This window comes from Microbacterium jejuense (genome assembly GCF_039544225.1).
GTDB lineage: Bacteria > Actinomycetota > Actinomycetes > Actinomycetales > Microbacteriaceae > Microbacterium > Microbacterium jejuense.
In genome coordinates, this window is the sequence record NZ_BAABLG010000001.1 from 531,238 (window position 1) to 558,078 (window position 26,841).

Annotated in this window: 17 protein-coding genes and 1 pseudogene; 10 read left to right on the forward strand and 8 right to left on the reverse strand. The window is 70.5% G+C overall.

Annotated features, from left to right (window positions below):
- Window positions 1-45: 45 nt before the first annotated feature.
- The 4 genes from ABEA46_RS02265 to ABEA46_RS02280 are packed head-to-tail and all read left to right on the forward strand — an operon-like array spanning window position 46 to window position 3,941.
- Window positions 46-981, forward strand: coding sequence for a carbohydrate ABC transporter permease (locus ABEA46_RS02265; protein ID WP_345542706.1), 936 nt, complete (start codon window positions 46-48; stop codon window positions 979-981).
- A complete protein-coding gene (locus tag ABEA46_RS02270) occupies window positions 978-1,961 on the forward strand; it encodes a carbohydrate ABC transporter permease (protein ID WP_345542707.1) in 984 nt (327 codons plus the stop codon). Before ABEA46_RS02265 ends, ABEA46_RS02270 begins: the two co-directional genes overlap by 4 nt.
- A gap of 4 nt (window positions 1,962-1,965) precedes the next feature.
- On the forward strand, window positions 1,966-2,889 hold the full coding sequence (locus tag ABEA46_RS02275; RefSeq protein ID WP_345542708.1) for a dihydrodipicolinate synthase family protein: 924 nt from the start codon (window positions 1,966-1,968) through the stop codon (window positions 2,887-2,889).
- Entirely contained in the window at window positions 2,886-3,941 is a 1,056-nt protein-coding gene (locus ABEA46_RS02280) for a sialidase family protein (RefSeq protein WP_345542709.1), read from the forward strand. Before ABEA46_RS02275 ends, ABEA46_RS02280 begins: the two co-directional genes overlap by 4 nt.
- Before the next feature lie 81 nt (window positions 3,942-4,022).
- Here ABEA46_RS02280 and ABEA46_RS02285 read toward each other — a convergent pair whose 3' ends face one another.
- From ABEA46_RS02285 to ABEA46_RS02310, 6 genes are all read right to left on the reverse strand, one after another.
- Window positions 4,023-5,639, reverse strand: coding sequence for an FAD-dependent oxidoreductase (locus ABEA46_RS02285; protein ID WP_345542710.1), 1,617 nt, complete (start codon window positions 5,637-5,639; stop codon window positions 4,023-4,025).
- 46 nt (window positions 5,640-5,685) lie between these two features.
- A complete protein-coding gene (locus ABEA46_RS02290; protein ID WP_345542711.1) occupies window positions 5,686-7,380 on the reverse strand; it encodes a hypothetical protein in 1,695 nt (564 codons plus the stop codon).
- Window positions 7,370-10,540 carry a GH92 family glycosyl hydrolase gene (locus ABEA46_RS02295; RefSeq protein WP_345542712.1) on the reverse strand — a complete coding sequence of 1,057 codons (3,171 nt, stop codon included), beginning with the start codon at window positions 10,538-10,540 and terminating at the stop codon, window positions 7,370-7,372. Before ABEA46_RS02295 ends, ABEA46_RS02290 begins: the two co-directional genes overlap by 11 nt.
- Before the next feature lie 20 nt (window positions 10,541-10,560).
- Window positions 10,561-11,541 (reverse strand): carbohydrate ABC transporter permease, encoded by a 981-nt coding sequence (locus ABEA46_RS02300; RefSeq protein ID WP_345542713.1) that lies wholly within the window; start codon window positions 11,539-11,541, stop codon window positions 10,561-10,563.
- Entirely contained in the window at window positions 11,541-12,524 is a 984-nt protein-coding gene (locus ABEA46_RS02305) for a carbohydrate ABC transporter permease (RefSeq protein ID WP_345542714.1), read from the reverse strand. The genes ABEA46_RS02300 and ABEA46_RS02305 overlap by 1 nt, the downstream gene beginning before the upstream one ends.
- A gap of 74 nt (window positions 12,525-12,598) precedes the next feature.
- A complete protein-coding gene (locus ABEA46_RS02310) occupies window positions 12,599-13,978 on the reverse strand; it encodes an ABC transporter substrate-binding protein (RefSeq protein WP_345542715.1) in 1,380 nt (459 codons plus the stop codon).
- A gap of 190 nt (window positions 13,979-14,168) precedes the next feature.
- Here ABEA46_RS02310 and ABEA46_RS02315 point away from each other — a divergent pair, with 190 nt between their 5' ends.
- From ABEA46_RS02315 to ABEA46_RS02340, 6 genes and pseudogenes are all read left to right on the forward strand, one after another.
- On the forward strand, window positions 14,169-15,233 hold the full coding sequence (locus ABEA46_RS02315) for a LacI family DNA-binding transcriptional regulator (protein ID WP_345542716.1): 1,065 nt from the start codon (window positions 14,169-14,171) through the stop codon (window positions 15,231-15,233).
- Window positions 15,234-15,430: 197 nt separating this feature from the next.
- Complete coding sequence (locus ABEA46_RS02320; RefSeq protein WP_345542717.1) at window positions 15,431-19,180, forward strand: Ig-like domain-containing protein; 3,750 nt, start codon at window positions 15,431-15,433, stop codon at window positions 19,178-19,180.
- Window positions 19,156-21,156 carry a hypothetical protein gene (locus ABEA46_RS02325; RefSeq protein WP_345542718.1) on the forward strand — a complete coding sequence of 667 codons (2,001 nt, stop codon included), beginning with the start codon at window positions 19,156-19,158 and terminating at the stop codon, window positions 21,154-21,156. Before ABEA46_RS02320 ends, ABEA46_RS02325 begins: the two co-directional genes overlap by 25 nt.
- A gap of 144 nt (window positions 21,157-21,300) precedes the next feature.
- On the forward strand, window positions 21,301-22,317 hold the full coding sequence (locus tag ABEA46_RS02330) for a hydroxyacid dehydrogenase (protein WP_345542719.1): 1,017 nt from the start codon (window positions 21,301-21,303) through the stop codon (window positions 22,315-22,317).
- A gap of 45 nt (window positions 22,318-22,362) precedes the next feature.
- Window positions 22,363-22,485, forward strand: a pseudogene (locus tag ABEA46_RS02335) (alpha-L-rhamnosidase C-terminal domain-containing protein); the annotation flags it as partial.
- A gap of 76 nt (window positions 22,486-22,561) precedes the next feature.
- Window positions 22,562-24,382, forward strand: a complete 1,821-nt coding sequence (locus tag ABEA46_RS02340) for a heparinase II/III domain-containing protein (protein ID WP_345542720.1) — start codon at window positions 22,562-22,564, stop codon at window positions 24,380-24,382.
- Between the two features lie 48 nt (window positions 24,383-24,430).
- Here the strand turns inward: ABEA46_RS02340 and ABEA46_RS02345 are convergent, their stop codons facing one another.
- Both ABEA46_RS02345 and ABEA46_RS02350 read right to left on the reverse strand, forming a co-directional pair.
- Window positions 24,431-25,735 (reverse strand): FAD-dependent oxidoreductase, encoded by a 1,305-nt coding sequence (locus ABEA46_RS02345; protein WP_345542721.1) that lies wholly within the window; start codon window positions 25,733-25,735, stop codon window positions 24,431-24,433.
- A gap of 80 nt (window positions 25,736-25,815) precedes the next feature.
- Window positions 25,816-26,820 carry an acetylxylan esterase gene (locus tag ABEA46_RS02350; protein ID WP_345542722.1) on the reverse strand — a complete coding sequence of 335 codons (1,005 nt, stop codon included), beginning with the start codon at window positions 26,818-26,820 and terminating at the stop codon, window positions 25,816-25,818.
- Window positions 26,821-26,841 lie beyond the last annotated feature (21 nt).

Here is a 26,841-nt window from a genome sequence, read left to right on the forward strand (position 1 = left end):
CCGGGACGCCATCCCCCCCCGACCCCCGACCCGACAGGACGACGTATGACCCAGGTCACCACCGCAGCGCAGCGGCGTCGTGCCCAGCCGCCGCTGCAGCGCCTCACCAGGTGGGTGCGCGGCGGCGGCATCACCACCTTCCTCTTCTTCGTGCCGCTGCTGTTCACCTTCGGCTACTTCGCGTGGTGGCCGATCCTGCGCAGCCTCGTCCTCGCGATGCAGAAGACGAACCTCGTCACCGAGCCCACGTGGGTGGGCTTAGACAACTTCCAGCGCGTGCTCGCCGATCCGCTGCTGACCACCGCGGTGGTGAACACGCTGTGGTTCGCGACATTGGCGCTCATCATCGGCTTCCCGATCCCGATCCTGATGGCGACGTTCATGGCCGAGCTGCGCCGCACGCGTCAGATCGCCAGCGTGCTCGTCTACCTCCCGGTGATCATCCCGCCGGTCGTCGCGGTGCTGCTGTGGAAGCAGTTCTACGACCCGTCGCCCGACGGCGTCTTCAACGAGATCCTGGGGATGTTCGGCATCGGCCCGCTGCCGTGGCTGCAGAGTCCCGTGATGGCGATGCCGTCGATCGTCGTGCAGGCCACGTGGGCGAGCTTCGGTCAGGCGACGATCATCTACCTCGCCGCCCTCATGTCGATCCAGTCCGACCTGTATGAGGCGGCCGAGATGGATGGGGCGCGCATCCTCCGCCGGTTCTGGCACATCACGTTGCCGCAGATGCGCGGCATCATGCTGCTGCTGCTCCTGCTGCAGGTGATCGGCACGATGCAGGTCTTCACCGAGCCGTTCGTCATGACAGGCGGCGGCCCCGTCAACAAGACGACGACCGTGCTCATGCTCATCTACAACTACGCGTTCCAGCAGGGCGATTACGGCAAGGCCACCGCCCTCAGCCTCCTGCTGGCCGTCGTCCTCACGATCGTCTCCGCGGTGTACCTGCGGCTCACCCGGAGCTGGAGCAAGTCATGACCGACACCCTCACGGCGCCCACCAACGAGGTGCTCGTCACCGGCCTGCCGACCGATCCTGCCCCCCAGCGGCGCCGGACCCGACGGCGCAAGGCTGTCGAATCGCAGGACCGCACCAACATCTCTGAGCTCGATCGCAAAAGCAAGCGGATGCGGGTCGGCCTCCTCATCCTGAACATCGTGCTGGTCGCGGTGCTGCTCGTCATTTCGGCGGGTCCGCTGCTGTGGCTTGCGAAGGCCGCGGTCTCGACCACGCAGGACATCCTGCGCGAGCCGTTCGCGTGGTGGCCGAGCGGCATCCAGTGGCACAACCTCGTCGACGCGTGGGTCAAGATCGACATCGGCAAGTACTTGCTCAACACCGTCTGGCTGGCGGCGGGGGTGTGGTTCTTCGGGATGATGGTGGCCCTGACGGGGGCATACGGCATCTCGATCCTGCGTCCGTCATACGCCAAGGTCGTCAACGCCGGTGTGCTGGCGACGTTGTTCATCCCGGGCGTCGTTTCGCTCATCGCGCAGTATGTGACGGTGCTCGACATGCCGCTGCTGCACTGGAACCTCATCAACACGTTCTGGGCGGTGTGGCTGCCGGCCGCCGCCAGCGCGTTCAACGTGCTGCTGATCACGCGGTTCTTCGACTCACTGCCCAAGGACGTCTTCGAGGCGGCGAAGATCGACGGCGCCGGACCGTTCCAGGTCTTCTGGCGCATCGTGCTGCCGATGTCGAAGCCGATCATCGGCGTGACCTCCCTCATCACGATCATCGGCGCGTGGAAGGAGTTCCTGTGGCCCCTGCTGGTACTGCCGAGCCCCGATCTGCAGCCGCTGTCGGTCGGCCTCTACAAGGTGACCGCGAGCGCTGACCTGGCGCTGCTCATGGCGGGCATGTTCATCTCGGTGATCCTGCCGATCGTGCTGTTCCTCATCTTCCAGAAGCAGTTCCTCAAGAGCGCCGGCCAGGCCGGCGCGATCAAGGGGTGAGCGCATGACCGTCCCGCTGCGCGGCGTGATCCCGCCGCTGGTCACGCCCTTGACCGACGAGGGCGCGCTGGATGTGGCATCCCTCGAACGCCTCGTCGGACACCTCGCGGACGCGGGCGTCGACGGGCTGTTCGTCGGGGGCTCCAGCGGCGAGGTCGCACTGCAGACCGACGCCGTCCGCGTCCGCACGCTGCAGGTCGCCGTGGCCGCCGCCGGTGGTCTGCCGGTGCTCGCGGGAGCCATCGACACCGGCACGGCCCGGGTCGTCGAGCACGCGCGTCGGGCTCAGGATGCCGGAGCCGCGGGTGTCGTCGTCACTCCGCCGTTCTACGTCGCACCGCATCCCGACGAGATCGTCGCGCACTACCGCGCCGTCGGGGCGGCGGTCGACATCCCGGTGATCGCGTACGACATCCCGTCCGCGACCCACGTGCCGCTGGCGCTGTCGGCGCTGCAGACCCTCGCGGACGAGGGCACGATCGTCGCGCTCAAGGACTCCAGCGGGGACCTCGGGAGGTTCCGCGTCGCCGTGGGCAGCGTGGCGCACACCGGAATCGGCCTGCTGACCGGGTCGGAGGTGTTCGCCGACCTGGCGCTGCAGGCCGGTGCGACGGGCATGGTGCCCGGCCTCGGCAACGTCGACCCCGACGGGTACGTCCGCATCCAGCGAGCGGTCGAGGCCGGCGATCACGCGGGGGCTGCGGCCGAGCAGCAGCGCCTCATCGAGCTGTTCCGCATCGTCGATGTCGCCGATCGCACGCGCATCGGGTTCACCGCGGGCGCGCTCGGCGCGTTCAAGGCCGCGCTGCACCTGCGCGGCGTGATCGCGTCTTCGCGCACGTTCGCCCCGTTGCTCCCGCTCGACGACGCTGAGATCGCCCGGATCCGCGGGCTGCTGATCGACGCCGGCCTGCCGGTCGTGCGATGACCGCACCGGCGCCCGCGGCTGTGCGCGTCGTGCAGGTGTCGCGCGACGACGGCTTCGCGACGAACGCGTGGCCGCAGGGCAAGCTGTGCGTCACGACGACGGGGCGTGTGTTCCAGGGGTTCAACCGCGGGAGCGCGCATGTCTCGGCCGACAAGGCGCCTGTCGTGGCGTGGAGCGACGATGTGGGCGAGACGTGGTCGGCGCCGGCGCCGATCGGAACGCTCGAGCCGCATGCGCGCGGTACGGACTGCTGGGCGCTCGGCGTCGATGCCGACGACGTGCTGTGGGCGATCGTGCGCGGTCGCGGCGCGACGAACGCCGTCGGCGACACCGCGCACACGCTGTGGTCGTCTGCCGACGCCGGCCTCTCGTGGTCGCGCCGGCTCGAACTGCCGCCGGAGCAGGACGGCTTCGTCCCCGAGCTGTTCCACGACCTGTGTCTGGCTGACGGCCGGATGGTCTCGGGGTACCACTTCGCGGGCTCGTCCCGACTCGGCTTCGTGTTCTTCGACCCGTCCGATCCCGTCGGCACGCTCGAAGTCGTCGACGTCGTGCCCGACGGCGGTCCGGCCGGAGAGCACTGCGAGCCGACGTTCGCGTGGGATGCCTCGGCCGCTCGCATCGTCGGCGGGCTGCGCAGTCAGGCTCCCGGCATCCCGACGCAGTTCTTCGAGCTGCGGACCGACGGCACCGGGTTCGCCCGCTGGCCCGCGCCCGACACGGTGCCCTTCAGCCCGCTTCCCGTCGCGGTGCGCGGCGACGTGTTCGCGGCCGCGACAGGGGAGCGTTTCACGACAGGCGAGGTGACGCTCTGGCTCGGCACGCGTACCGCGTTCGACGCGCGCGGCGTGTCGGGGTGGACGCAGCGCGAGCTCGCGCGGGCGCTGGCGGCGCCGGTCGCGGGGTCGTCGGAGGCCGGTGTCCCCGCCCTCGCGTTCGTCGGTGACGCGCTTCTCGTCACGTGGAGCGCCGAGAGCGCCGAGGGCTCGTCGGTGGTGTGCGCCGCCCGGCTCGAGCCCGCGTCAAAGGATGCCGCGCCCCGATCGGTCTGAGAATCCGACGATGCCGCGAAGATGATGCTCCGCGTGAGCCGCGGCCTCGGCGAGGTGACCGTCGAGCTGTGAGGCCGTGGGTCAGCGCTGCGCGCTGACGAAGAGGGCGCGCTCGTCGAGCACCCGGCGCGGCCACGCGATCGGCACACCGCGTTGCAGCATGATCCGCTGCACGTCGTCGAGATGCCGTGCCCGGACGCCATCGGCCGACTCGCCGGTGACGAGCATCGTCGCCGCGAGCACCCCCGCCGCCTCGCCGATGCCCCACTCCACGGGATGCAGGCGATAGGCGCCGTTCGAGATGTGCGTCGTGCCGATGTTCTTGTTGGCGGGGATCAGGTTGTCGGCGTCGCGGGGGATGAGCGCGCCGAGCGGGATCTGGAACGGGTCGCAGTCGATGTCGACGTACGTGCGCCCCGCGGTCGACGGGTGCAGGTCGATGCGGTAGGAGCCGATGCCCACCGAGTCGGCGAACTGCTCGACCGGCCGTCCGTCGCGCATCTCGCACCCGATGTGCTCCTCGGTGACGGTGAAGACGGCCCGGATGCGGCGCGCCTCGCGGATGTAGGGCTCCAGCGCGAAGCCGTCCTCTGTGCCCACGACATCCGGGCGCAGCCGCAGCCCCGGGTAGCCGGTGCCGCCGTCGGGGCGGGGCGCTTCGGTCTGCATCCAGTACAGCAGCGACTCCGACAGCCCGCGCGCACCGGCGACCGCTGCGGTGCGCTCGGCCGGTCCGATGCCGGGGCCGACCAGCGGCCGCTCCCAGTAGTCGATCTGCGGCCAGTTCACGAGCGTGACGTCGGGGATCGACCCGTCGAAGTTCGCCTCGGCGAGCACGCGCCGGTAGTGCCAGAAGTCACGGCCGTCGGGCGCCACGGCGTCGGCGGGATCGCCCGAGAAGATCGCGCGGTGGCGGCGTGCGAGCGTGGGCGGCTCGAGATCCTCCCACGACAGCTGCGGTGCCGGCCAGCGCGGGTCGTGCGTGTCTCGCCAGTGCGCGTACGAGGCCGGCCGGTCGATGACGTGGTCCTCACCGGGGCGGTGCTCGATCGCGAAGCACCACGACACCGCCTGCTGGTCGAGCGGGTCGGCAGTCTCGAGGGCATGCAGTTCACCGGTCTCGTGCTGCGCCTCGGCGCCCGTGACGAACTCCAGTGCGGCGAGCTCCAGCAGGTCGCCCAGCTCGGTCGCGTCGATCACGACGTGTGCATCGATCGTCAGCTCGTCGCCGGTGCGCGTATCGCGCACGGTCACCGAGCGGATGCGCCGGCCCTCGCGCTCGACGGTGATCGGCGTGCGATGCCGGAGCACCGCCAGCCGCCCGGTGGCGTACGACGGCGAGAGCACGGACTCGATCGCGACGGCCGCGACCCGGGGCTCGTGCGTGATGCGCGATACGTTGCCCAGGCCCGGGTTGAACGGTCGCTGCCGTCGGCCGTAGGGCGAGACGGGGTACTGCTCGGCGTAGATCCCGCGGATCGTCGCGCGCAGCCGCGCGTACGTCGTCGAGGCCAGGGTCTCGATCCACTGATTCTCGTCGGGCGGGACGGCCTGCGTGGTCAGCTGTCCGCCGAGCCACGGACCCTCCGTGGCGACGACCACGGTGCGGCCGAGCGCGACCGCGCTCTGTGCGGCGGCGACGCCGCCGAGACCGCCGCCGACGATCAGGACGTCGGTGACCTGGATGCGGGATGACATGGGAGTTCTCCTTCGAGATGTCAGGTCAGGGATGGCGGCAGCTGGTTCAGAGGTGCGAGCCCACGTTCAGCGCCTCGATCCGCACGCGGTGGCGAACGGATCCGCTCACCGGGATCACGATCCGCGCGCAGCCGTCCGGGAGAGGAGGCGAATCGCGCAGCGCCCACGCCCGATGTGCGGCGCCACCGCCCGTGAGGCGCACCGCGTGCGTCTCGCCGCGCAGGACGACCTCGTCGGCGAGGAACAGCTCCTGCCCCTCGCGCAGCACGAACGCGAGGCCGGCGCCGTCGGCGACCAGTCCGGCATCCACGTCGATGAGGATCGCGCCGAGCGTGCCCGCCATGCCCGACGCCGTGAGACGCACGTCGACGGCGGCGGGCTCGCACACGACCTCGGCGGTGACCTCGAGCGGCGGGAGCCGGCGCACATCACGGCGGTCCAGTGCGGATTCCCAGCCGTCCGGGGGCACCGGTCCGCCCAGCGGGAGCTCGTAGCCCGGTCGCCGGCCCGGCGTGCCCGCAGTGGTCAGCAGGGCTCGCCGATCGCCGAACTCCGCCGACTGCGGCAGGAACAGACCGACGCCGTGCACGGCCTGGAAGAACTGGACCGACCGGATGCCGACGTCGCCGTGTGCGACGATGGCGAACGACGGTGCGCGCCGCACCGTCGCGGTGAGGTCGCCGTCGCGGAACCGGGCGGTGCCCTGCCCCGCGAAGACGGTCCAGCCGCGGCTCGGGCGGGGATCGGAGGCGGTGCGCTCGGCGGCGCCGAAGTACGCGTCCGTCCATGCGCGCCAGAACAGCTCATGCAGTTCGGACGCACCCGCGGCGCGCTCCAGCACGATCGACATCGACAGCAGCTCGCGGTCGTCGCGCAGCATCCCCACCGCCTGGTACAGGTCGATGAGCGACACCGGCACCGCACGAGAGCCGCGGTCCTGACGACTCGACAGCGACGAGTCCGCGCGGAGTGCGGCATCCAGCAGCACCATGTCGGTCCGCAGGTTGTGCGTGGCCGCGTCGAGCGCGCCCGGCGTGCCGCGCAGCAGGTGCAGGAACAGCAGCGCGCGATCGGTCACTGCGTCGTACACGCCGACGCTGCGCTCGGGGAAGAAGCCGTCGGCGTCGATGTCGATGCCTTCGTCGAGGATCGCCCGGATGCCCGGCTCCCACTCCTCGGCGTGTTCGGGCAGCATCGCGGCGGCGAGGGCGGCTGCCGACGCGATCACCCACCGGTGGTTGGGGGTGTGGAAGCCGCCGGCGAGCATCGCGCCGGTGGTGCCGGCCAGCAGCGCGCATGTGTCGCGCTCCCACTGCGCGAGCTCGGGCGGGACGCCGTCCCGCCGCAGCAGGAGCAGGGTCGCCCCGAACTGCTGCAGCACGAACCCGGTGTCGGGCGCCGAGTCGGGGTTGCACGCGGGGAGGTCGAGCAGAGCCGAGTCGCGGCGCGCCCGCAGCACGAACCGGACCGCGGCGGTGGCACGCCCGGCGAGTTCGGCGCGCTCCGACGAGGGTCGGTCGTCGCAGCCGACCAGCAGCGCCGCCGCGCACGAGAGCGCGGCGGTGCCGTTGTGGCCGGGGTCGGCGATGCCCAGCCGGGGGCTTATCCAGGCGCCGTCGTCGGACCGGTCGGCATCGCGCACCTGGTGGAACGCGCGGCGCCGCAGCTCGGCCCGCAGCGCGCGGGCGGTGTCGTGGCCGATCATGGCCGTGTCGGATCCGGTCGCAGCATCAGCGGGCATGGAGGAACTCCGTCTGTCTCAGGTCGATCGGCGTCGTCGCGGTGAACCGCACCGCAGTGGCGGCGGGCAGCGGGTGCGGGGCGAACGCGCGCGTGTGAGTGTCCCACCGGAAGGTCTCGGCCTCTCGGCCGTCGAGCAGCATCCATTCGCCGTCGACGAGCGCGTCGACGCGCCAGCCCGCAGACCCGGCGACGCCGGCGGTCACGGTGTAGAGCTCGACGACGACCGGGGCGGCGAAGGCGCACTCGACGCTCTCGCCGGGCCGCAGCGCGACCCCGTGCGTCGAGTCGTCGTCGAAGGCGATCCCCGCGCGCGGCGGTGCGGCATCCCTCAGCAGCCGCGGCAGGGCACCCGGAGCGCTCATCGAGAACGGGCCGGCCTCGGGCCGCGACGCCCAGCGCGACGGCGTCGGGCCGAGCGCGATCTCGATCCGCGCGCCCTCGCGCAGCAGCGCGATCGGAACGGATGCGCGCGTCCAGGGCCGCCCGTTCACGGTCACGGACTGGATGTACACGTGGTCGTGGTCGAGCCCCATGGCGGTGATCACGGTCGTGGCTCCGCCCGGCAGCCGCAGTTCGGCCCGGGTGACCGACGGCGCCGTCAGCAGCAGTTCGCCGGAGCCCGGCGTCAGCGGATACAGGCCGATGCTCGCGAACAGGTGCCACGCGGCCATCTCGCCGTTGTCTTCATCGCCCGGGAACCCCTGGCCGATCTCGCCGCCGAGGAACAGCCGCCGCACGCTGTCGCGCACGATCGCCTGCGCCTTGTGCGGCGCATCGGTGAAGGCGTACATGAAGGGGATGTGGTGTGCCGGCTGGTTCGACAGCGCGTACATGCCGAGACGGATGTCGCGCGCCTCGGTCATCTCGTGGATGATCGCACCGTACGTGCCGACGATCGCGTCGTCTCCCGTCTCGGGGGTCGCGAAGTAGGCGTCGAGCGCCGCCTCCAGACCGTCGCGGCCGCCGAGCAGCGTCGCCAGCGCGTGGCCGTCGTGGGGCACGCTGAACCGCATACCCCACGCGTTCGTCTCGGTGTAGTCGCCGCCCCACAGTGCCGGATCGAAGGTCTCGCGGCGCGAGCGGAACCGGCCGTTCTCGTCGCGGCCGACGAAGAACCCGGTCCCGTCGTCGAACAGGTGCGCGAACGCTCCCGCGCGCGCGGCGAAGTACCGGGCGTCCGCCGCGAACTCGTCGTGCCGCGGGTGCGTCGGATCCTCCGCCAGGTGCGCCGCCAGCACCGAGATGCCGAAGTCGTTGACGGCGCCTTCGAGTGTCCAGCTGAGGCCCTCGGGCGTCGCCGTCGACACGAACCCGCGGAACGGCGCCCGGGCGCTCTCGGCTCGCCCGACCTCGGGGCGCGGCGAGGCGGTCGCGGCATTGCGCAGCGCGCTGTCGTAGGCAGTCTCGAGAGCGGCGACGTGGATGCCGGCGGCCACGGCATCCGCGAACACGATGTCGCTGCTGGTGCCCACCATCGAGTCGACGGGGCCCGGGGCCGACCACCGCTCCATCCATCCCGACGCCCGGAAGTGCTCGAGGAAGCCGTCGAGCATGACGGCCGCACGCTCGGGTGTGAAGAGGAAGTACGCCGGCCACACCGTGCGGTAGGTGTCCCAGAAGCCGTTGTTGACGAACGAGCGTCCCTCGCGCACGCGGCACCCCGTGTGCGTGTCGCCGTGCGGGGCGACGGGTCGGCCGGTCGCATCGGCGTGCACCCATCGCGGCGCCCCGGCGTCGCCGGCGTTCTCGCTCGCGTCGTTCGGGTAGAGGAACATGCGGTACAGGTCGGACGCGATCCCGGCCCGCTGATCCGCGGTGCCGTCGATCGCGACCAGATCGAGCAGGGGCTCCCAGCGGGTGCGGGCGGCCGCGACCAGTTCGTCGAAGCCGCGGTCGGCCGGCGCCTCCTGCGCGAGCGCGCGGCGAGCCTGTGCGATGCCGATGAACGACGTCGCGATGCGCACCGTGAGCGCCCCGGCGCCGATGATCGTCACCGAGGCCGATACCGCCTTGCGCCCGGGCGCGGTGCCGGTGCGCACCCGCGAGATCGGGCGGTCGACGCCGATCGCGAAGTACATGCGGGGCACATGCGACGTGGCCGATTCGTGGTGCGAGTCCGTGTACCCCGTGAACGGCGCCTCGTCGTCGGACTCGTCGACGAACAGCCGGCCCCGGTCGTCGAGCTGGTCGATGACGAATCCGCCCCCGTCGGGCAGCGTGATCCGTGCGACCACGACGTGGTCGGTGGCGGTGAGCTCGGCGCGCAGGCCGCCCTCCAGCATCGCGGACCACACGTGCGGTCGCGCGATCTCGTCGGCGTGCGCGAAGCCGAGCGCGCGCTCGGCGCGGTCCGCCGACGCGTCGGCGCCGAGCGGCGTCGGCATGATCTGCACGACGCCGCGATCGCCGATCCACGGGCTCGGCGCGTGCGAGACGGCGAGCGCCTGCAGTTCGAGCCGCGACCCGGAGTGGTAGCGGTACGGCCAGGAGTGCGTGCCCGCGTCGGTCACCGGGATGGCGAGATTGAAGCCGTGCGGCACCGCGACGGCCGGGAGGGTGTTGCCCCGTGAGGCGAGCATCGCGGAATGCGTGCCGCGGCGCGTGTCGACGAGATCGAGAGGGCTGGCGCGCGGCGGGTGGTCGGGCTCGAGTCGCACGTCGCTGATCCATCCGGTCGCCGCCGAGAGGTTCGGCTGCGGTTCGCCGGCGGGGCTCAGGACGCGCAGGTGGATGCCGCAGACCCGGCGCCCGACGGCGGCGTCGAGGCGGACGTGACGCAGGTTCCACTGGTCGGCGACGAGCGCCTCCGACGCATGCTGTCCGGCGGGGTGCGCGTCGTAGCCTGCCTGGTCGACCAGATCCAGGGAGGCCGAGGTGGTGCCGTCGTCGAAGACGAGCTCGAGCGCGACGGCGGTCGCGTCGAACGCACGTCCGCTGCGCACGTCGGCCGCGGCACCACGGAGTTCGGGGAACACCGCGTAGGTCAGCCGCATCCCCGGCTCCACGACGACATCCGCCTCGACGAGGGGCGCGCCACAGACCTCACCGCGCGCGGCGCCGAGCAGTCGGTAGCGCACGGCGGCGGCATCCGTCAGTCCTCGGCCCGGTCCGGACGCAGGCGTGTGCTGCGGCCCGCCGCCGGAGGTGATCTCCAGCATCGTCGCTGTCTGCGCGGTCGTCAGCCCTTGATCGCCCCGGACTGCCCCGCGCTGCGCAGGAACTGCCGCTGGAACACCAGGAACAGCACGATCGGGATGATCACCGAGATGAACATGCCCGCCATCAGTATGCTGATCTCCGCGCTCGACGACACCTTGTAAAGGCCGACCGACAGCGGCTGCAGCGTGGGATCGGGCAGCACCAGGAGCGGCCACATGAACTCCTTCCAGGCGCCCACGAGAGTGAGCAGCGAGACGACGCCGATGACCGGCTGGGACATGGGCAGCACAAGGCGCCAGAACACGGTCCACGACCCGGCGCCGTCGACCTTCGCCGCCTCGAAAACCTCGGCGGGCAGCTGCGCGAAGAAATTGCGCATCAGCAGCACGCTGAAGGCGTGGGCGGATGCCGGCAGCCAGACGGCCCAGTACGTGTTGATGAGGTTCACCTGGATGACCGGGAGACTGAGGATCGTCAGGTAGAGCGAGACGAGCGACACGACGCCCGGGATGAACAGGGTCGCGAGCACCGCACCCTCGAGGAACTTGGCGTACTTCGGCTTCAGGATCGCGAGCACGTACCCGCCGGTGAGGGCCACCAGCAGTCCGAAGAACCAGTTGCCGCCGGCGATGACGACCGTGTTGAACAGGTACTGGCCGATATCGATGCCGTTCCAGGCCTCGACGAGGTTCTGCCACTGGATCCCGCTCGGCCACAGCGCGAACGGCTGGGTCACGATGTCGGACGTCGTGGAGACGGCGGACTTCGCGAGCCACAGCACCGGCCCGACGGCGATGATCGCCAGGAAGCCGACCACCAGGGCCGACAGCACGCCGAGGGTGATCCGCGTACGTGGGCGGGCGCGCTCGGCCGCCGAGACCAGGGTCCGTTCGTCGAGATCGGCCTTCGCCTGGCGGCGGGCCTCGATCCGGGCCGCGCGACGGCGGTCGTGCGTGCTCGTCGGGCGTGGAGAGAGGACGACGGTGCGCGTCTCGGACATCACTTGGCCCACTTCCTGGTCAGCCAGAGGTACAGCGCCGACATGAGGCACAGGAACACCGCGAGCATGAGGCTGAGGGCCGTGGCCTTGCCGTAGTCACCCGATACGAACGCGTAGCGGAAGATCAGCATGAGGATCGTCGTCGTGCTGTTGTTGGGGCCGCCGCCGGTCATGACGTACGGCTCTGTGAACACCTGGAACGTCCCGATCACCTGCAGCAGCAGCATGAACAGGATCACGGTCCGCAACTGGGGGAGCGTGATGTGCCAGAAGCGGCGGAGCACGCGCGCGCCGTCGACCTCGGCTGCCTCGTACAGCTCCGGAGGCACGGCCATGAGCGCGGCGAGGTAGATGATCGTGGTGCCGCCGAAGCCCGCCCAGGTCGCCTGCACGACGATCGACGGCATCGCGAGGAGCGCGTTCTGCAGCCAGGGGACGGGACCGAGGCCGACCCAGCCGAGCATCGTGTTGAAGAGCCCGTTCGCGCTCGGGTCGTAGAACTGCTTCCACAGCAGGACCGCAACCACCGGCGGGAGGATCACCGGGATGTACGCGAAGACGCTCGCGATCGTGCGGGTACGGCGCAGTTCGGCGATGAACACGGCGAGCAGGACCGGCAACGGGAACCCGATCACGATCGCGAGCACCGTGTACCAGGCGGTGTTGAGCACCGCGGTACCCAGCAGCGGATCGGCGAGCACCCGGGCGAAGTTGTCGAGCCCGACCCATTCGGCGGGACCGACGAAGTTGGTGTGCTGGACGCTGAGAACGAGGCTGCGCAGGATCGGCCACCAGCCGAAAACGGCGAACGAGATCATCATGGGCAGCGCGAACAGCAGCATGCCGGGGCCGTCCTTGCGCACCCAGCGACGAAGCGGGCCGGTGCCGGTCTGCCGGGTTCGCATGGGGTGCGCGCCCGTCGCGAGCGTCGCCGGCGGTGGCGGCGCGGTGTGCGCGACCAGCCGTGCATCCTGGACCGTCATCTTCTTCCCTCCTCGGGGCGAGACCGGGGACGGGCGCGAGCGCCCGCCCCCGGATCTGGATCGTGCGAGTGCGCCTACTGCGCCTGGTCGATGAGCGCCTGCGATTGGGTGTTCGCCTCGTCGAGGGTGGACGCGATGTCGGTCCCCTGTTCCGTGAGCACCTTCTGCACGGCAGCGTCGAGCAGCGCATAGGTCTCCTGCGCCGCCGTCAGCGGCTCAGGCACGATCGCGAGCTCCTTGAGGCTGTCGAAGTACTGCGTGAACTGGTCCTGGTCGACGTCGACGTAGTCTGCGATCCAGCTGAGGTACTTCTGGTACTGCTCCTCGTCGACGACCGGCACGAGCGGGGCGCCCACCGGCTGGTTCTCCGCCGCACGCGCCTTGGCCGTCTCGATCGCGAAGTCCTTGTCGGTGAAGGCGCGCAAGAACATGAACTTGATCCACTCGACGGCGGCCGCAGCCTCGGCCGCCGTCGCCTTGGGCGAGACCACCTGGATCGTGCCGCCGCCCAGGGTGCCGAGGCCCTTCGACGCCTGCGGCAGTCCGGAGATTCCGAGATCGGCACCGTTCATGCCGCGGTTGCCGACGAGGTCGTTGTACACGTCGGCCCCGAGCACGGTCTGGCCGACCTGCCCGGCCGCCACGGCCGTGCGCATGTCGTCCTGCGTCATGAGGAAGTTCGATCCGGCGGCGTTCTGGTCCCAGCGCACCTCGTCGAGGAACTCCAGGGCGCTCGTCGGGCCTTTGCTGTCGACCTCGGCCGTGTCGCCGTCCTCGTTCTGGATCCGGCTGCCGAACCCGTAGCTCATGCCCGTCAGCAGCCAGCCTCCCGAGTTCTGCGTGGTCGCGATCGAGAAGCCGGTCTGCCCGGTCGCCTCGGTGATCTTCTGGGCGTTCTCGGCGACTTCGTCCCAGGTGGTGGGCGCGGCGTCAGGGTCCAGGCCGGCCTGCTCGTACAGGCCGCGGTTGTAGATGAGGCCGAGCGTGTAGGCGGCCGAGACGATGCCGTAGGTCTTGTCGTCGAAGACGGCCTGCGACTGCACATCGGGGTTGAGCGACTCGAGGACGTCGTCGCCCGTGATGAGGTCGGAGATGTCGTACACCTGGCCGTTGCTCACCAGCTGCCGGATATTGGTGAAGGGCACGCCGATGACGGTGGGCAGTGTGCCGCCCGCGACGAGGGCCGAGAACGTCGTGGGATCCCACTTGGTCTCGGTCGGCTCCACGGTGATGTTCGGGTTCGCCTCCTCGAAAAGCGCGATCCGGTCGTCCCAGATCTTGCGGCTGTCGGGCTTGTCACTGCCGGGGTATCCGGAGACGCTGATGGTGACGTTCTCGTCCGCGGGGGGCGTCGAGCCCGAATCGGACGATGCCGGCGAGCAGGCGGTCAGTGCGACCGCCGCCAGACCGACCGCGGCGACGCCGGCGACGAGGCGCTTGGTCTGCTGCAACATGGATACTCCTTCGTATGGGTCGCTGGTGCGATCAGGCGGCTTCGCTTCGGGATGGGAAACCGCTTGACCACCTCATGATGCACAGCATGATTCGGCTTGTCAACTACGAATTCGACATTCCGAGGCATTCTTCGGGAGTGATCTGGGAAACCGTTAGACTGCTGAGATACGGAGTTTTCGGGAGGTCGTGATGGTTCGCAAGGCGACGACGCTCGCGGACGTGGCGGCCGCGGCGGGCGTGTCGCTGTCGACCGCGTCGAAGGTGCTCAACGGCACGGGGCGCGCATCCGACGAGACGCGGGCCCGCATCCGCGAGACGGCCGAGCGGCTGGATTTCCGTCCCAACGCTCTGGCTCGCTCGTTCGCCAACGGCCAGAGCGAACTGGTCGGCATCCTCATCGAGGACGGCTCGGAGGTGTTCTCGAGCATGGTCCTGCGAGGCGCCGAACGTCGACTTGCTGCCGCGGGCCTGGCCACCCTGGTGCTGGATTCGCAAGAGGACCGGCGTCTGCGCAGTCAGCAGGTGCGGGCGCTCGACGCGCGCCGCGTCGACGCGGTGCTCGTGATCGGCTCGGGTCCGGACTACCCGTATCCGTCGATCACTCACGAGATCTCATGCCCCGTCGCGTACGCGTTCTGCACGTCGGACGCAGCGACCGACCGATCGTTCCTGCCGGACGACTACGCGGCCGGGCGCCTCGCTGCCGAGCACCTGCTGTCGATCGGCCGCAGCCGGATCGCGCACATCACCGAGGGCACAGAGTACGGGTCGGCGCAGCGCTCGCGCGGGTTCACCGACGCGATCGCTGGGGCGGGGCTGCGGCTGGTCGGCGACGCGCCCCTGATGGGGGACTGGTCGAAGGAATGGGGGTACCGGGCGGCTGCCGAACTGATCGACGGCGGCGAACCGTTCGACGCCGTGTTCTGCGCCAACGACCCGATCGCGTACGGCGCGTTCGCCGGCTTCCGCTCCCGCGGCCTGCGTGTCCCCGAGGACGTCGCGCTCGTCGGTCACGACCATTTCCTGCAAGAGCCCAAGTGGCGCAGGACCGAGTTCCTGACGACGATCGACCCTGACCTCGGTGCGCTCGGCAGCGCCGCGGCGGAGTTCTTGATCGATCCCTCGTCGACGAGCGCGGGGACGTGGGCGATCACCCCCACGCTCTACGTGGGCCGCACCACTGTGGCTCCCGACGATGACGTCACGCGGTCGAAGATCGACGACCTGCTCGCCGTCATCGATCACCTGCTCTGACGCGTCCTGGTGCAGGTGCCGGCTGTATCGAGGTGTGCGCTGGTCAAGCGGTTTCGCAGGTGACGTGAGTAAGTCTTGATCTGACGGCGCTGGCAGTGCTAGCGTCGGTGACCGTCTGTTGGGAAAGCGTTAGACCAACCTCCTGATCCCACAGCTGCACTCACCACGTCACCCCACTTCTGTACGAGGGAGTACATATGGAGCACACCGCTGCCCGCGCGAGTACGCGCACTGTCTGGGCCGCCCTGATCGGGATCGCCGCGCTGACGGCATCCCTGCTGATTCCGCTGCCGGCGCACGCCGGACTCGCCGAATCGCACACGTTCGCCTCGTGGAAGGCGTACATCAACGGCGGTGCCGATGTCACGAGCACCGCCGACACGGCGGTCACGCACGGCGGGTCCGCCGCGCTCAAGCTCGTCGACACCACGCCCAAGGCCGCGAACGTGTACGGCGGCGTCGTGCAGACCGTGACGGTCACCCCGTCGACGACGTACGAGTTCACGGCCTGGACGAAGGCGCAGGACGTCCCGGCATCGGGGCCGCTGCAGTTCGTGATGAGCCCGGACTGGACCGTGCGCCAGACGTTCCCCGGCGGCACGTACGACTGGACCAAGTCGACCTGGACCTACACGACGACGGACACGCAGACCGCGCTGAACTACCGAGCCATCCAGCAGAACACCGGCACGTACTGGGTCGACGACCTGTCGATGGTGAAGTCGGGCACCACCGAGAACCTCATCGCCAACCCCGGCTTCGAGGACTACACGACGACGCCGGTGCCCACCGACCCGACGCTGAGCGTGCGCACGCCGGTCATGCTGTTCGATGCGTCCGGCGCCCAGGTGTCGGTCGCGAGCAACCGCGCGTCGGTGCAGTGGACCCTGACCGACGCCGCGGGCACGACTCTCGACACGGGGGATGCCGCCACCGCCGCGGGCACGGCGACGCTGGGCTTCACCGGGCTGGAGCTCGGCTATTACGGCCTGAGCGTCTCGGTCGATGCCGGAACGGTGGTCCGGAACACGTCGTTCGCCATCCTCGGTGACCGAGACGGCAGCCACGACACCGCGTTCGCGGTCTCGGACCACCTGCAGTCCAAGCCCGCACAGGCCGATGTCTTCGGTGACGTGGGCGCCTCGGGCGCGCGCTTCGATCTCAGCTGGTCGAGCGTCGAGCAGACGAAGGGCGTCTACACGTTCGACGCGGCGCGCGACGCCAAGATCGACGCGATCATCGCCCAGGGCACCCGGCCGCTTCTCATCCTCGACTACCGCAACAAGTTCTATGACGACAACCTCACGCCGAGCACGCCCGAGGGCATCGCCGGGTACGCCGCGTACGCGGCGGCGGTCGCCGCGCACTACGGCACCGAGGTCGACTACGAGGTCTACAACGAGTACAACATCGGGTTCAACGACGGTCGCTGCGGCCGGACGGCCGACTGTTACCTGCAGGTGCTCGCCCCGACCTCCACGGCGATCAAGGCGGCCGTGCCCGGCGCCACGGTGGTCGGGCCCGCGATCGCGGGGATCGACCTGCCGTGGCTCACGCGGCTGTTCGAGCTCGGCGGCCTCGACTACCTCGATGTCGTCTCGGTCCACAACTACGACTACCCCAACGCCCCCGAGGGCCGGGGCGAGGCCAAAGCCAGGCAGCTCGCTCAGCTGATCCGCGACTACAACGACGGGGCCGACAAGCCGCTGTGGATGACGGAGTACGGCTGGTCGACGGCATCCGCCATCAACACCGACGCCGAGCAGGCGAAATACCTGGTACGAGGCTCGGTGCTGCTGCAGGCGGCCGGCGTCGACAAGATGTTCGTCTACGACCTGCTCGAGGACGGCACCGACAACGCAAACCGCGAGCACAGGTTCGGCCTGCTGCGCAACGGTGGCGACGGGCTCACGTCGCTCGCCCCCAAGCAGGGCTACGTCGCTTACGCCGTGCTGACGCGGATGCTGGACGGCCTCGCCTACGTGGGCACCGGCGACGTCGAGACCGGGGCATACGCCTACGAGTACGCGGATGCCTCCGGGACTGCCACGTGGGTGTTGTGGTCATCGACGCCCAAGACCGTGCACGTCGCCTCGACGGGCGACGTCGTCGTCACCGACCTGTTCGGTGCGAGCACGACCTACGCACCTGAGGGCGGCGTGGTCGAGCTCACCCTTGGCGCTCAGCCGGTCTACGTGACCGGCGGCGGGGTCACCGATGTGGCCTCGCCGCTCGAGGCGACCTATGCGGCCACCGCTCCGGCGGTGGTCGCGCTCGCCGAGGGCTTCGGCGTCACCGTGACGGTCGACAACACGGCGCGCCTGAACGCGTCGACCGACCTCGTCACGTTCCGCACCGGGAGCACGCAGGTGCGGGTCCCGTCAAAGCCCGGACAGGCGACCACCGCGACGCTCGCCGCCCCGGCGATCGAAGCGGCAGGTCAGACGCAGGTCGGCGTCGACGTCATGCGCGGCGGCGTCGCCGTGGCCCACATCGCTGTGCCGGTGAACGTGGTCGACAATCAGGCGACGGTCACCGCCAGGCCGCTGTTCTCGGCCGACGACGGCTCGGCGCAGCTCGCGGTGTCGATCGACAACCGCAGCACCGAGACCCCGCTCGTGATCGACGGCCTCACCTGGAACGTCGGCGACATCGCCGGCGACGCGCCCGAGAGCGTGACAGTGGCGCCCGGCTCGACGCAGGTGCTGGCGTTCGATGTGACCGGCTACGCACTGTGGACGCCGTACGACTACGCGGCGACCGTGACGTTCTCGGACGGCTTCCAGCGCACGGTGTCGGGAAAGACGACGTTCGCGCCCGTCGTGCCCGAGGGGGAGGCGCACTCGGCGGCCGACCTCGACACCACGGGAACATTCATCCAGCTCTCGAACGAGTCCGAGCCCACGGTCGGCGGCACCATGTGGGTCGGCCGCACCGACGCCGGCATCGTCGTGCACGCCGTGATCAACGATCCGGCGCACAACCCCGCCGGTGCCCCGTCGCAGCTCTACAACGGCGACTCCATCCAGCTCTCGTTCGCCCCGGGGCCTCCCGCCGCGAACGGCCCGCGCGTCGAATACGGTGTGGCGTTGCTGGCCTCCGGGGTGGGGACGTACAAGTTCTCGTCGCCGGCGGCCGCGGTCACCCTCCCGGGCACCGAGGTGGTGCGCGACGACGCCGCGAGGACCACGACGTACACGGTTCCGCTCACATGGGCGCAGATCGGTGTGGATGCGGCATCCGAATCGTTCTCGTACTCGTTCCTCGTGAACGACGCGGCGAACGGCGTACGGATGGGCTACGTGGAGTGGGCCTCGGGCATCGGCAAGACCAAGGACGTGACGCAGCACCTGCCACTCACGTTCGCGAGCGCGGCTCCCCAGGCTCCGGCTCCCGAGTCGGTGCAGGTGTTCGGCGGCGAGTCCGTCGTCGTCGGCGGCGACCTCGCGCTGACCGCCGCAGTCGCCCCCGAGGGCGTCGACCAGGCCGTCGCATGGTCGTCGTCCGATCCGGCCGCCGCCACCGTCGCGGACGACGGCACCCTGCACGCGATCGCCGAGGGCACGGTCACGGTGACCGCGACCGCTGCTGCGGCGCCCGGCGTGACGGCATCCCACACCGTCCGTGTGCTGCCGGCGGCCTGGAACGCCGACCGCACCTACGCGGCCGGCGACCGGGTGTCGTACGAAGGTGCCGTGTACGTCGCGCAGTGGTACGCGGCTGCGAGCGAGGTGCCGGGGGTCTTCGCGACCGGCGCGTGGGCCGAGGAAGGCACTCCCACCGCGTGCGCCGCCGGCGACGCCCGTGCGTGGACGACGTCGGGGGCGTACGACACGGGCGCAGCCGTCGTGCATGGCGGGCACCGCTGGACGGCGAAGTGGTGGACCCGCGGCGACGAGCCCGGTGCCGGCAAGAAGAGCCCATGGAAGGACGGCGGCACCTGCTGATGCCGCCGGCACTCCGGCAGGGCGGGCTCGACGGCGGGTCCGCCCGCCCGGGCGACCTCACGAGAAGAGAGACGATGGAGACCGTGACGAAGGCTTCGGAGCAGGGCGTGGGCGAGCTGACTGCCGCGATGCTGGCGGGCGCGCTGCAGGCGGGTGACGCGGCGTTCGACCCGGAGTGGGATCTGATGCTCGTGCCGGCGCCGTACAACCCGATCCACACGAGGATCGTGAGCGGTGAGGCCCACTTCGTCCGCGACGGCATGACGTACGCGCTGGCACTGCTCGAAGCGGGGCGGATCGACCGGGGTGAGCGGGTGCTGCGTGCCGTGCTGCGGCTGCAGGACCGCGACCCCGAAAGCCCGACCTACGGCCTCTGGCCCTATTGGGCCGAAGAGCCACTCAGCGAGATGTCGCCGCCCGACTGGAACTGGGCCGACTTCATCGGCGAGCTCATCGCCCTCGTGCTGTACCGGCACGACGCGCGGCTCTCGCCCGCGGTCGCGGCCGACGCCCGCGAAGGACTGCGCCATGCGGCGGAATCGATCATCCGCCGCGATGTCGACATCGACTACACGAATGTCGTCGCCAAGGGCTCGTTCGTGCTGCTCGCGGCGGGCGAGTTCACCGGCGACGCCGCCATCGCGGTAGCCGCCGTCGAACGGGTGCGCCGCATGCGCGACCGGCTGGTGGCCCAGAGCACGTTCGCCGAGTACAACTCCCCGACGTACTGGGTCGTCGTGCTGCAGGCGCTCACCGAGATCCGTCAGTACGTGTCGGATGCGACAGTGCGGGGGTTCGCCGAAGAGCTCGAACGGCTGACGTGGGGGCACTTCCTCCGCCGCTGGCATCCACAGACCGGGCGGCTCTCGGGCCCGATGGCCCGCTGCTACGACACCGATCTGCGTCGCGACAAGGGTGAGCTGCGGCCGCAGGGCGTGCGGCTCATCCTGCAGCGCGTGGATCCCGAGCATTGGACGGTCACGGATGCCGGCGGCATCCGTCCCGCGGTCGGCCTCGCGCACAGCGCCGTCGTCGACTACCGCGTCCCCGACGACCTGCGTCCGCTCCTGTCGGCCGTCGGCGACGGTTCCCGCACCGTCGTCGAGATCTTCTCGCAGGTCCACCACCTCGACGAGGAGTACGCCGGGGTGTCCGCCGCCGACGTGCGCGGCCGCGACGCGGTGGTGCTGCCCGCCGTCGGGACGACATGGCTGTCGGATACCGCCACCCTGGGCTCGATCGCACACAGCGACACGTGGGCGCAGCGGCGCGTGCTGCTCGGCTTCTGGGTCGAGCCCGGCGATGACATCCACGACCTGACGTCGCCGATGCGGTCGGTATCGGCGGCCGTCGTGCGCGACGGCCACGACTTCGCGGCGGGCTCGTTCAGCTCGGCCCAGCACGACGGGACGGTGCTGTGGGCGTTCGGCCTCGCGTGCCCCGGCGGCGACGAGCACATCCACCTCGACGGCATCGTCCCGGGCGAGACGCGCGCGACCACCGGGCTGTCGGTGCGGTTCACGCTGACGGGTGTCGACGGGCATGCCGACGTCGCGGTCGACGGAGCTGAGCTGCCCGTGGGGGCCGCTGCCGTCTGCGCGACGCTGCGCGTCACGACCGATGCGGTGCGGATCGACTGGGCGCTCGCCGCGGCGGAGTTCGGCGGTTCCCCACGGGCCGCGCGCGTCGAGCGCGGGGCCGACGGCACCCTGACGATCGCGATCCCGTGGGTGGCGGCATCCACCCCTCACGATCTCGTGCTGAGCGAGGTCGGCGCCGCCTTCGCGGCCGGTTCGCTGCGCGTGTCGGGAGTGGATGCCGCTACCCCTGTCGCCTCGGTCTCGGTGCGCCTCGACCACGACGTCGCGCACCTCGCGCTGCCGGTCGACGGGGAAGAGTTGCGGGTGTCGGCGCGGACCACGGTCGGCACGCGCAAGGACCACGCCCTCGCATACCGGCAGGACGTGAGGGCGTGATCGGGGCAGTGCGGGCGGGCTGGCGGACGAGGGGCACTGCGTTGGTCGAACGCGGTCATCCCGCGCGCAATGACACGACATGGGATGCCGGTGCGATCATGATCGGCCCCGGGAGACAGATCGATGAGGATAGGCACGACCCACATGAGCATCTCCGGCGCCCCGCGTCCCCGCGTCCTGGTGGCGATCCCGCCCCGGTTCCGGGAACGGCTGTTCACCCCGAGCGCGTGGCAACGCCTCCTGAACCTTGCCGACGTGACGGTGAGTCCCGCCGGCGGAGCGCTCGACACTCCGCTCGCTTACGAACGGCTGCACGACGCCGACATCGTGCTCACCGGTTGGGGCACCTACGCGCAGAGTGGGGATTGGGTGGAGCACGCACCCGGCCTGCGCGCGATCGTGCATGCGGCCGGCACCGTGCGCTTCCTCGTCGACGAAAGAGTGTTCGCGCGGGGCATCGCGGTGTCGTCGCAGGCCGAGCAGAACGGTCGTCCGGTCGCGGAGTACTCGCTGGCGATGATCCTCCTGTCGGCCAAGGCGGTGTTCCGCGCCGAGCGGGAGTACCGCGCAGCGCGTGCCGGCTTTCCGATCGACTCGCTCACAGGCGGCGCGTTCGGCGCACGGATCGGCATCGTCGGGGCGTCGAAGATCGGGCGACGTCTGCTCGGCCTGCTGCGACCCTTCGACTTCGACGTCCGCGTCTACGACCCCTACCTCGATGCCGATGACGCGGCGCTGCTGGGGGTGACCACGGCCGGGCTCGACGACCTGTTCGCCGCGTGCGACGTGGTCTCACTGCATGCGCCACACCTCCCCGAGACCGAGGGGATGATCGGGGCGGCCCAGCTGCGCCGCCTGCGCGACGGGGCGGTGTTCATCAACACCGCCCGCGGCGCGCTGGTCGACCAGGACGCGCTCGTCGCCGAGCTGCAGACCGGGCGCATCGACGCCGTGCTCGACGTCACCGAACCCGATGTTCTGCCGGTCGAGTCCCCGTTGTGGGACCTGCCCAACGTCGTGCTCACCCCGCATCTGGCGGGTTCCGTGGGCAACGAGGTGCCGCGCCTGGGCACCGAGGCGATCGCCGAGGTGGCGCGACTCGCGGCGGGCGAGCCGCTGCGCCATCCGCTCACCGCGCAGCAGTTCGCGATCACCGCTTGAATTGTCTGACTGTTGAATCCGACGTTCCGAGGGCCACGATGACAGCTGACGTTCGGGCGCACCGAGGTCTTGTGGCGGATCGCCGACGGCGAGTTGGTGCTCGACGTCGTCGTCCCCGACGGTGTGACGACTGTCGTGGAGCTTCCTTCCGGCGCCGCAGAGCAGCATATGGAACCCGGGCGCCACGTGTTTCGCGAACCCCTGACCCCCGCAGAGCAGACCACCCCGCAGAGCAGGAGACCCGATGAACGCCCCCGCCGGCCCCGATGCCGCATCCGCCACCGCCGTCGCCCCCGCCGGCCCGGCCGCCGTCTTCGCCGAGGGACGCGACCCGGCACTGTGGCGTCGGCCGATCTCGAACGGCCGGGTGGCGGCATCCGCAGACCGCATCCTGCGTCGCGCGCTCGACGCGATCGGCACGCCCATCCCGACCCTCGGGTTCGCGCTGTACCGGCGGTTCGACGTCGACGACGACCGGATGGCGTTCCAGAACGCGTACTTCGACCGCCGGCGCCGGCTGTATGCCGCGGCGATCGGCGCGCTGCTCAGCGATGAGGTGCCGATCAGTGAAGCCGAGGACGCGATCTGGGCGATCTGCGACGAGTACGCGTGGGCGCTGCCGGCGCACATCCCTGAGCTGTCGGCGCCGCACCCCGAGATTCCGCACGACGACATCATCGACCTGTTCTCGGCCGAGACAGCCTTCTTCCTCGCCGAGATCGCGAACCTTCTCGAGGGGCGCCTGCACCCGCTGGTGCGCAGCAGGATCGAGCGCGAGGTCGAACGGCGCGTGTTCACGCCGTTCCGTCAGCGCGAGTGGTTCTGGGAGACCGTCGAGACGAACTGGTCGGGTGTGTGCGCCGCGGGTGTCGGCATCGCGGCGCTGCACCTTGACACGCCCGGGCTCGACGCGATCCTCGACCGCTGCACCGCTGCGATGGGCGCGATGATGGACGGCTACGGCGACGACGGCGTGTGCGTCGAGGGCCTGAACTACTGGAGCTACGGCTTCGGCCATTTCGTGATGTACGCCGAGGCGCTGCGGCAGAGCCGAGGGGTCGACCTCTGGGCAGGCACCGACAGGTGGAGCGCCGAGAAGGTCGCGGTGGTCGCCGGATTCGCGGCGCAGGTGTCGCTCGGCGGCCGCGCGGTCGCAGCGTTCTCGGACTCGGCAGCGTTCGGCGTCGTGTCGCCGGCGATGGTGACCTTTCTCGAGCGTCGCGATCCCACGGTGCCGCACACGCCTGTGGAGCTGTGGGCGGAGCAGCCCGAGACCTCGCACAACTGGGGTCTTCTCGTGCGCACGTTCGTGTGGGCGAGGGATGCCTCGCCCGACGCTGATCTGCCCCTCGCACCCGATCGCTGGTTCGCCGACGCCGAATGGCTCGTCGCGCGGCGCATGGCCGAGAGCGGCGGCGACAGCGTCGAGGTCGGGTTCGCAGCGAAGGGCGGGAACAACGCCGAGCCGCACAACCACAACGATCTCGGCTCGTTCGTGTTCGCCGTGGCCGGCGAACCGCTCCTCTCAGAGCTCGGCATGGGCCTGTACGACGGTCGCTACTTCCTCGAGGAGTACCGCTACGCTGTGCCCACGGCCGGGTCGCACGGGCACAGCGTGCCCATCGTCGGGGGAGTGCGGCAGCACCACGGACCGCTCGCACGTGCCGTCGTGGAGCGGGTGTCGGTCGCGCCGGAAGGCGCCGAGCTCACGCTCGACCTGCGGGCAGGGTACGACGTGCCGGAATTGCAGGAGCTGACGCGAGAACTGCGGTTCCGAGGCCCGACGATGCAGGTGCGGGATCGGTTCGCGGCATCCGCCCCGCTCGAGTTCGTCGACCGGCTGGTGTCGCTGTACCCGATATCGCTCGAGTCGGGCGGCGCGGTCATCCGCGGCGAGCGGTCGGCGGTGCGGCTGAGCTGGGATGTGAAGCGATGGACGCCGCGCCTGGACACGCTCGAGTACCGCACGCACGAGGACGAGCCGGCGATCGCCTACGCGTTGGACCTCGTGACGGTGGATGCCGCCGCAGAGTGCGTCGTGACGGTCGAGGTCGTCGCCCGCTGACCAGGATCGTGGCGTGCGGTCCCGGCAGACGCCGGGACCGCACGTCGCTCAGGGCTGCGGGACGATCGCGCCGTGCTCGCGGAGCAGGGCGCGCAGCTCGACGAGCGGTACGCCGTCGATCGGGATGCCTCCGGCGGCCGAGAGCGCGGCTGCGGCGCCGGCGGCCTGGCCGGTCGCCATCGCGGTGGCCTGCACGCGGTAGGCCGAGTTCGCCTCTTGGTCGCCCGCGATGCACCGGCCCGCGACGATCAGGTGACGGTTGCCGGCCGGGATCATCGCCGACAGCGGGATGGTGGCCACGCGCCCCTCTTCGAGGTAGGTCTTGGCGATGCCGTTGCCATCGGGGCGGTGAATGTCGATCGGGTAGTAGCTGAAGCACACCGCGTCATCCCATACGCGACCGCTCAGGTAGTCCTCGCCGGTCAGGCTGCGCAGACCCTCGATCGTGCAGCTCTCGCGCACGCCGACCTCGGTGGCGCCGTATGTCACCGTCAGCCCCGCCAGGCCGGGCAGCGGCTTCAGGAACCGGTAGATGCGCAGCAGGGCCGCGCGGCCCGCGGTCTCGGCAGCGGTCCGGCCCTCCGACGTGGCGCCGTGCACGCCCACCAAGTGGATCGCGTTGTCACCGCGCTTGCGCAGGAACGGCTCGAGCACGCGGCCGTGCGCCCCGAAGTCCGATGGCAGGATGCGGCCCTCTTCCAATGCCCGATCGAACTCGAGATTCAGCACGTCGTAGTCGAGGGAGTCGGGGTCGTAGCCGCCGAGCAGGATCGCGTACGTCCCCGGCTGTCGTGCCTCGTTGCGACGGCGCTCCAGACCGGCAAGGCCGACGGCATCCGCGTCTCCGGAGCAGTCGATCACCCGCGCGACCCGCACGTGATGCAGGCCCTCCTTCGCCGCGATCGTGGCGTGCCACGCCTCGTCTTGCCACGTCAGCCCGGCGAGCATCGAGTGCAGACGCAGGTCGACGCCGGACTGTGCCACGGTCTCGCTCAGCACCGCCGCGTACAGTGGCGCGTTCACACGGATCTGCAGTCGCCAATGCGGCAGGTCTGTGCGTGAGAAGTCGGGCAGCTCGGCGCCTTCGAGCTCGACGGCCGCGCGCACCGTGTCCCAGCCGATGCCGGCGATCACCTGCTCGCCCCACGCATGGAACAGCCCCGGGAAGTTGATGCCGGCGGTCGTGGTGGTGCCGCCGAGCATGCCGTTCTTCTCGAGCAGGATCGTGCGGGCGCCGGCACGGGCGGCCTGCACCGCGGCACTCACGCCTGCCGGGCCGCCGCCGACGACGAGCACCGCGGCGTCGAGATCGGTTGCGGAAGCAGGGACGGAGGTGGACGATTCGCTGGGCATGGGTCTCATTCTGCGTGGGAAGGTAGCGCGGGCTGGCGGTGGGAGAGAGAACGGTCAGAAGCGGTCGGGCCGTACGGACTTCACGACGTGGCGGCGACGACTGCCGCGGCGACCGGGGCAGCGGCATCCGCCGGGAACAGCCCGTCGAGGAACGCGAGGTGACGCAGCGACTGCGTCCACTGCCCGCCCTCGTGACCGTTGTACGGGTAGATCGCGATCTGCTTGTCGCCCGCATACCGGTTGTACTGCGCGTAGACCGTCGACGGCGGGCATACGTTGTCGCAGAGCGCGACGGAGTACAGCGCCGGCGCGGTCGCGCGCGGTGCGAAGTTGATGCCGTCGAAGTACGAGAGCACGCGGAACACGTCCTCCTCGTCGCCGCGGCGGGTCTGCAGGTAACGGGCCAGTTCGTTGTACGGCATGGCGTCGGTGATGCGCAGCGCGCGGCGGAAGTGGCTGAGGAACGGCACGTCGACCATCGCCCCGGCCAGGCCCTCGCTGAGCCCGGCGGCGGCGATCGCGATTCCGCCGCCCTGACTGCCGCCCGCCACCACGACCTTCGCCGAGTCGACGGCGGGGTGGCTGCGCGCGGCGTCGACCGCGCACGCCGCGTCGGCGAAGAGCCGGCGGTAATAGTAGGTGTGCGGGTCCTCGATGCCGGCGCTCATGCGCCCGGGGACCGAGGGGCCGCTGCCGACCAGGTCGGGCGTCGCCGCGGCCGATCCGCCGTTGCCCTGACCTCGACTGTCCATGACCAGCACGGCGTGCCCTGCGCTCGGCAGCATCGTCCACTGCTCGGGCACGCCGCGGCCGCCGCCGTACCCGATGAACTGCACGACCGTGCCGCGGACCGCGTCCGGGTGGCGTAGGAACCAGCCCTTCACCGGCTGGCCGCCGAAGCCGGGGAACGTCACATCCTCGACGATCAGCTGCGTCAGCGGCGAGGGCACACGGGTGAACACGGCCTGGCCATGACCGCGCGAGAACTCGAGGGTCTCTCGCCAGAACGCGTCGAAGTCGTGCGGTTCTTCGGGCGTGGGGGTGTACGCCTCGAGGTCTTCCAGGGGCATGTCGAACTGGGCCATCGTGATCCTTCGTGGGTGGGG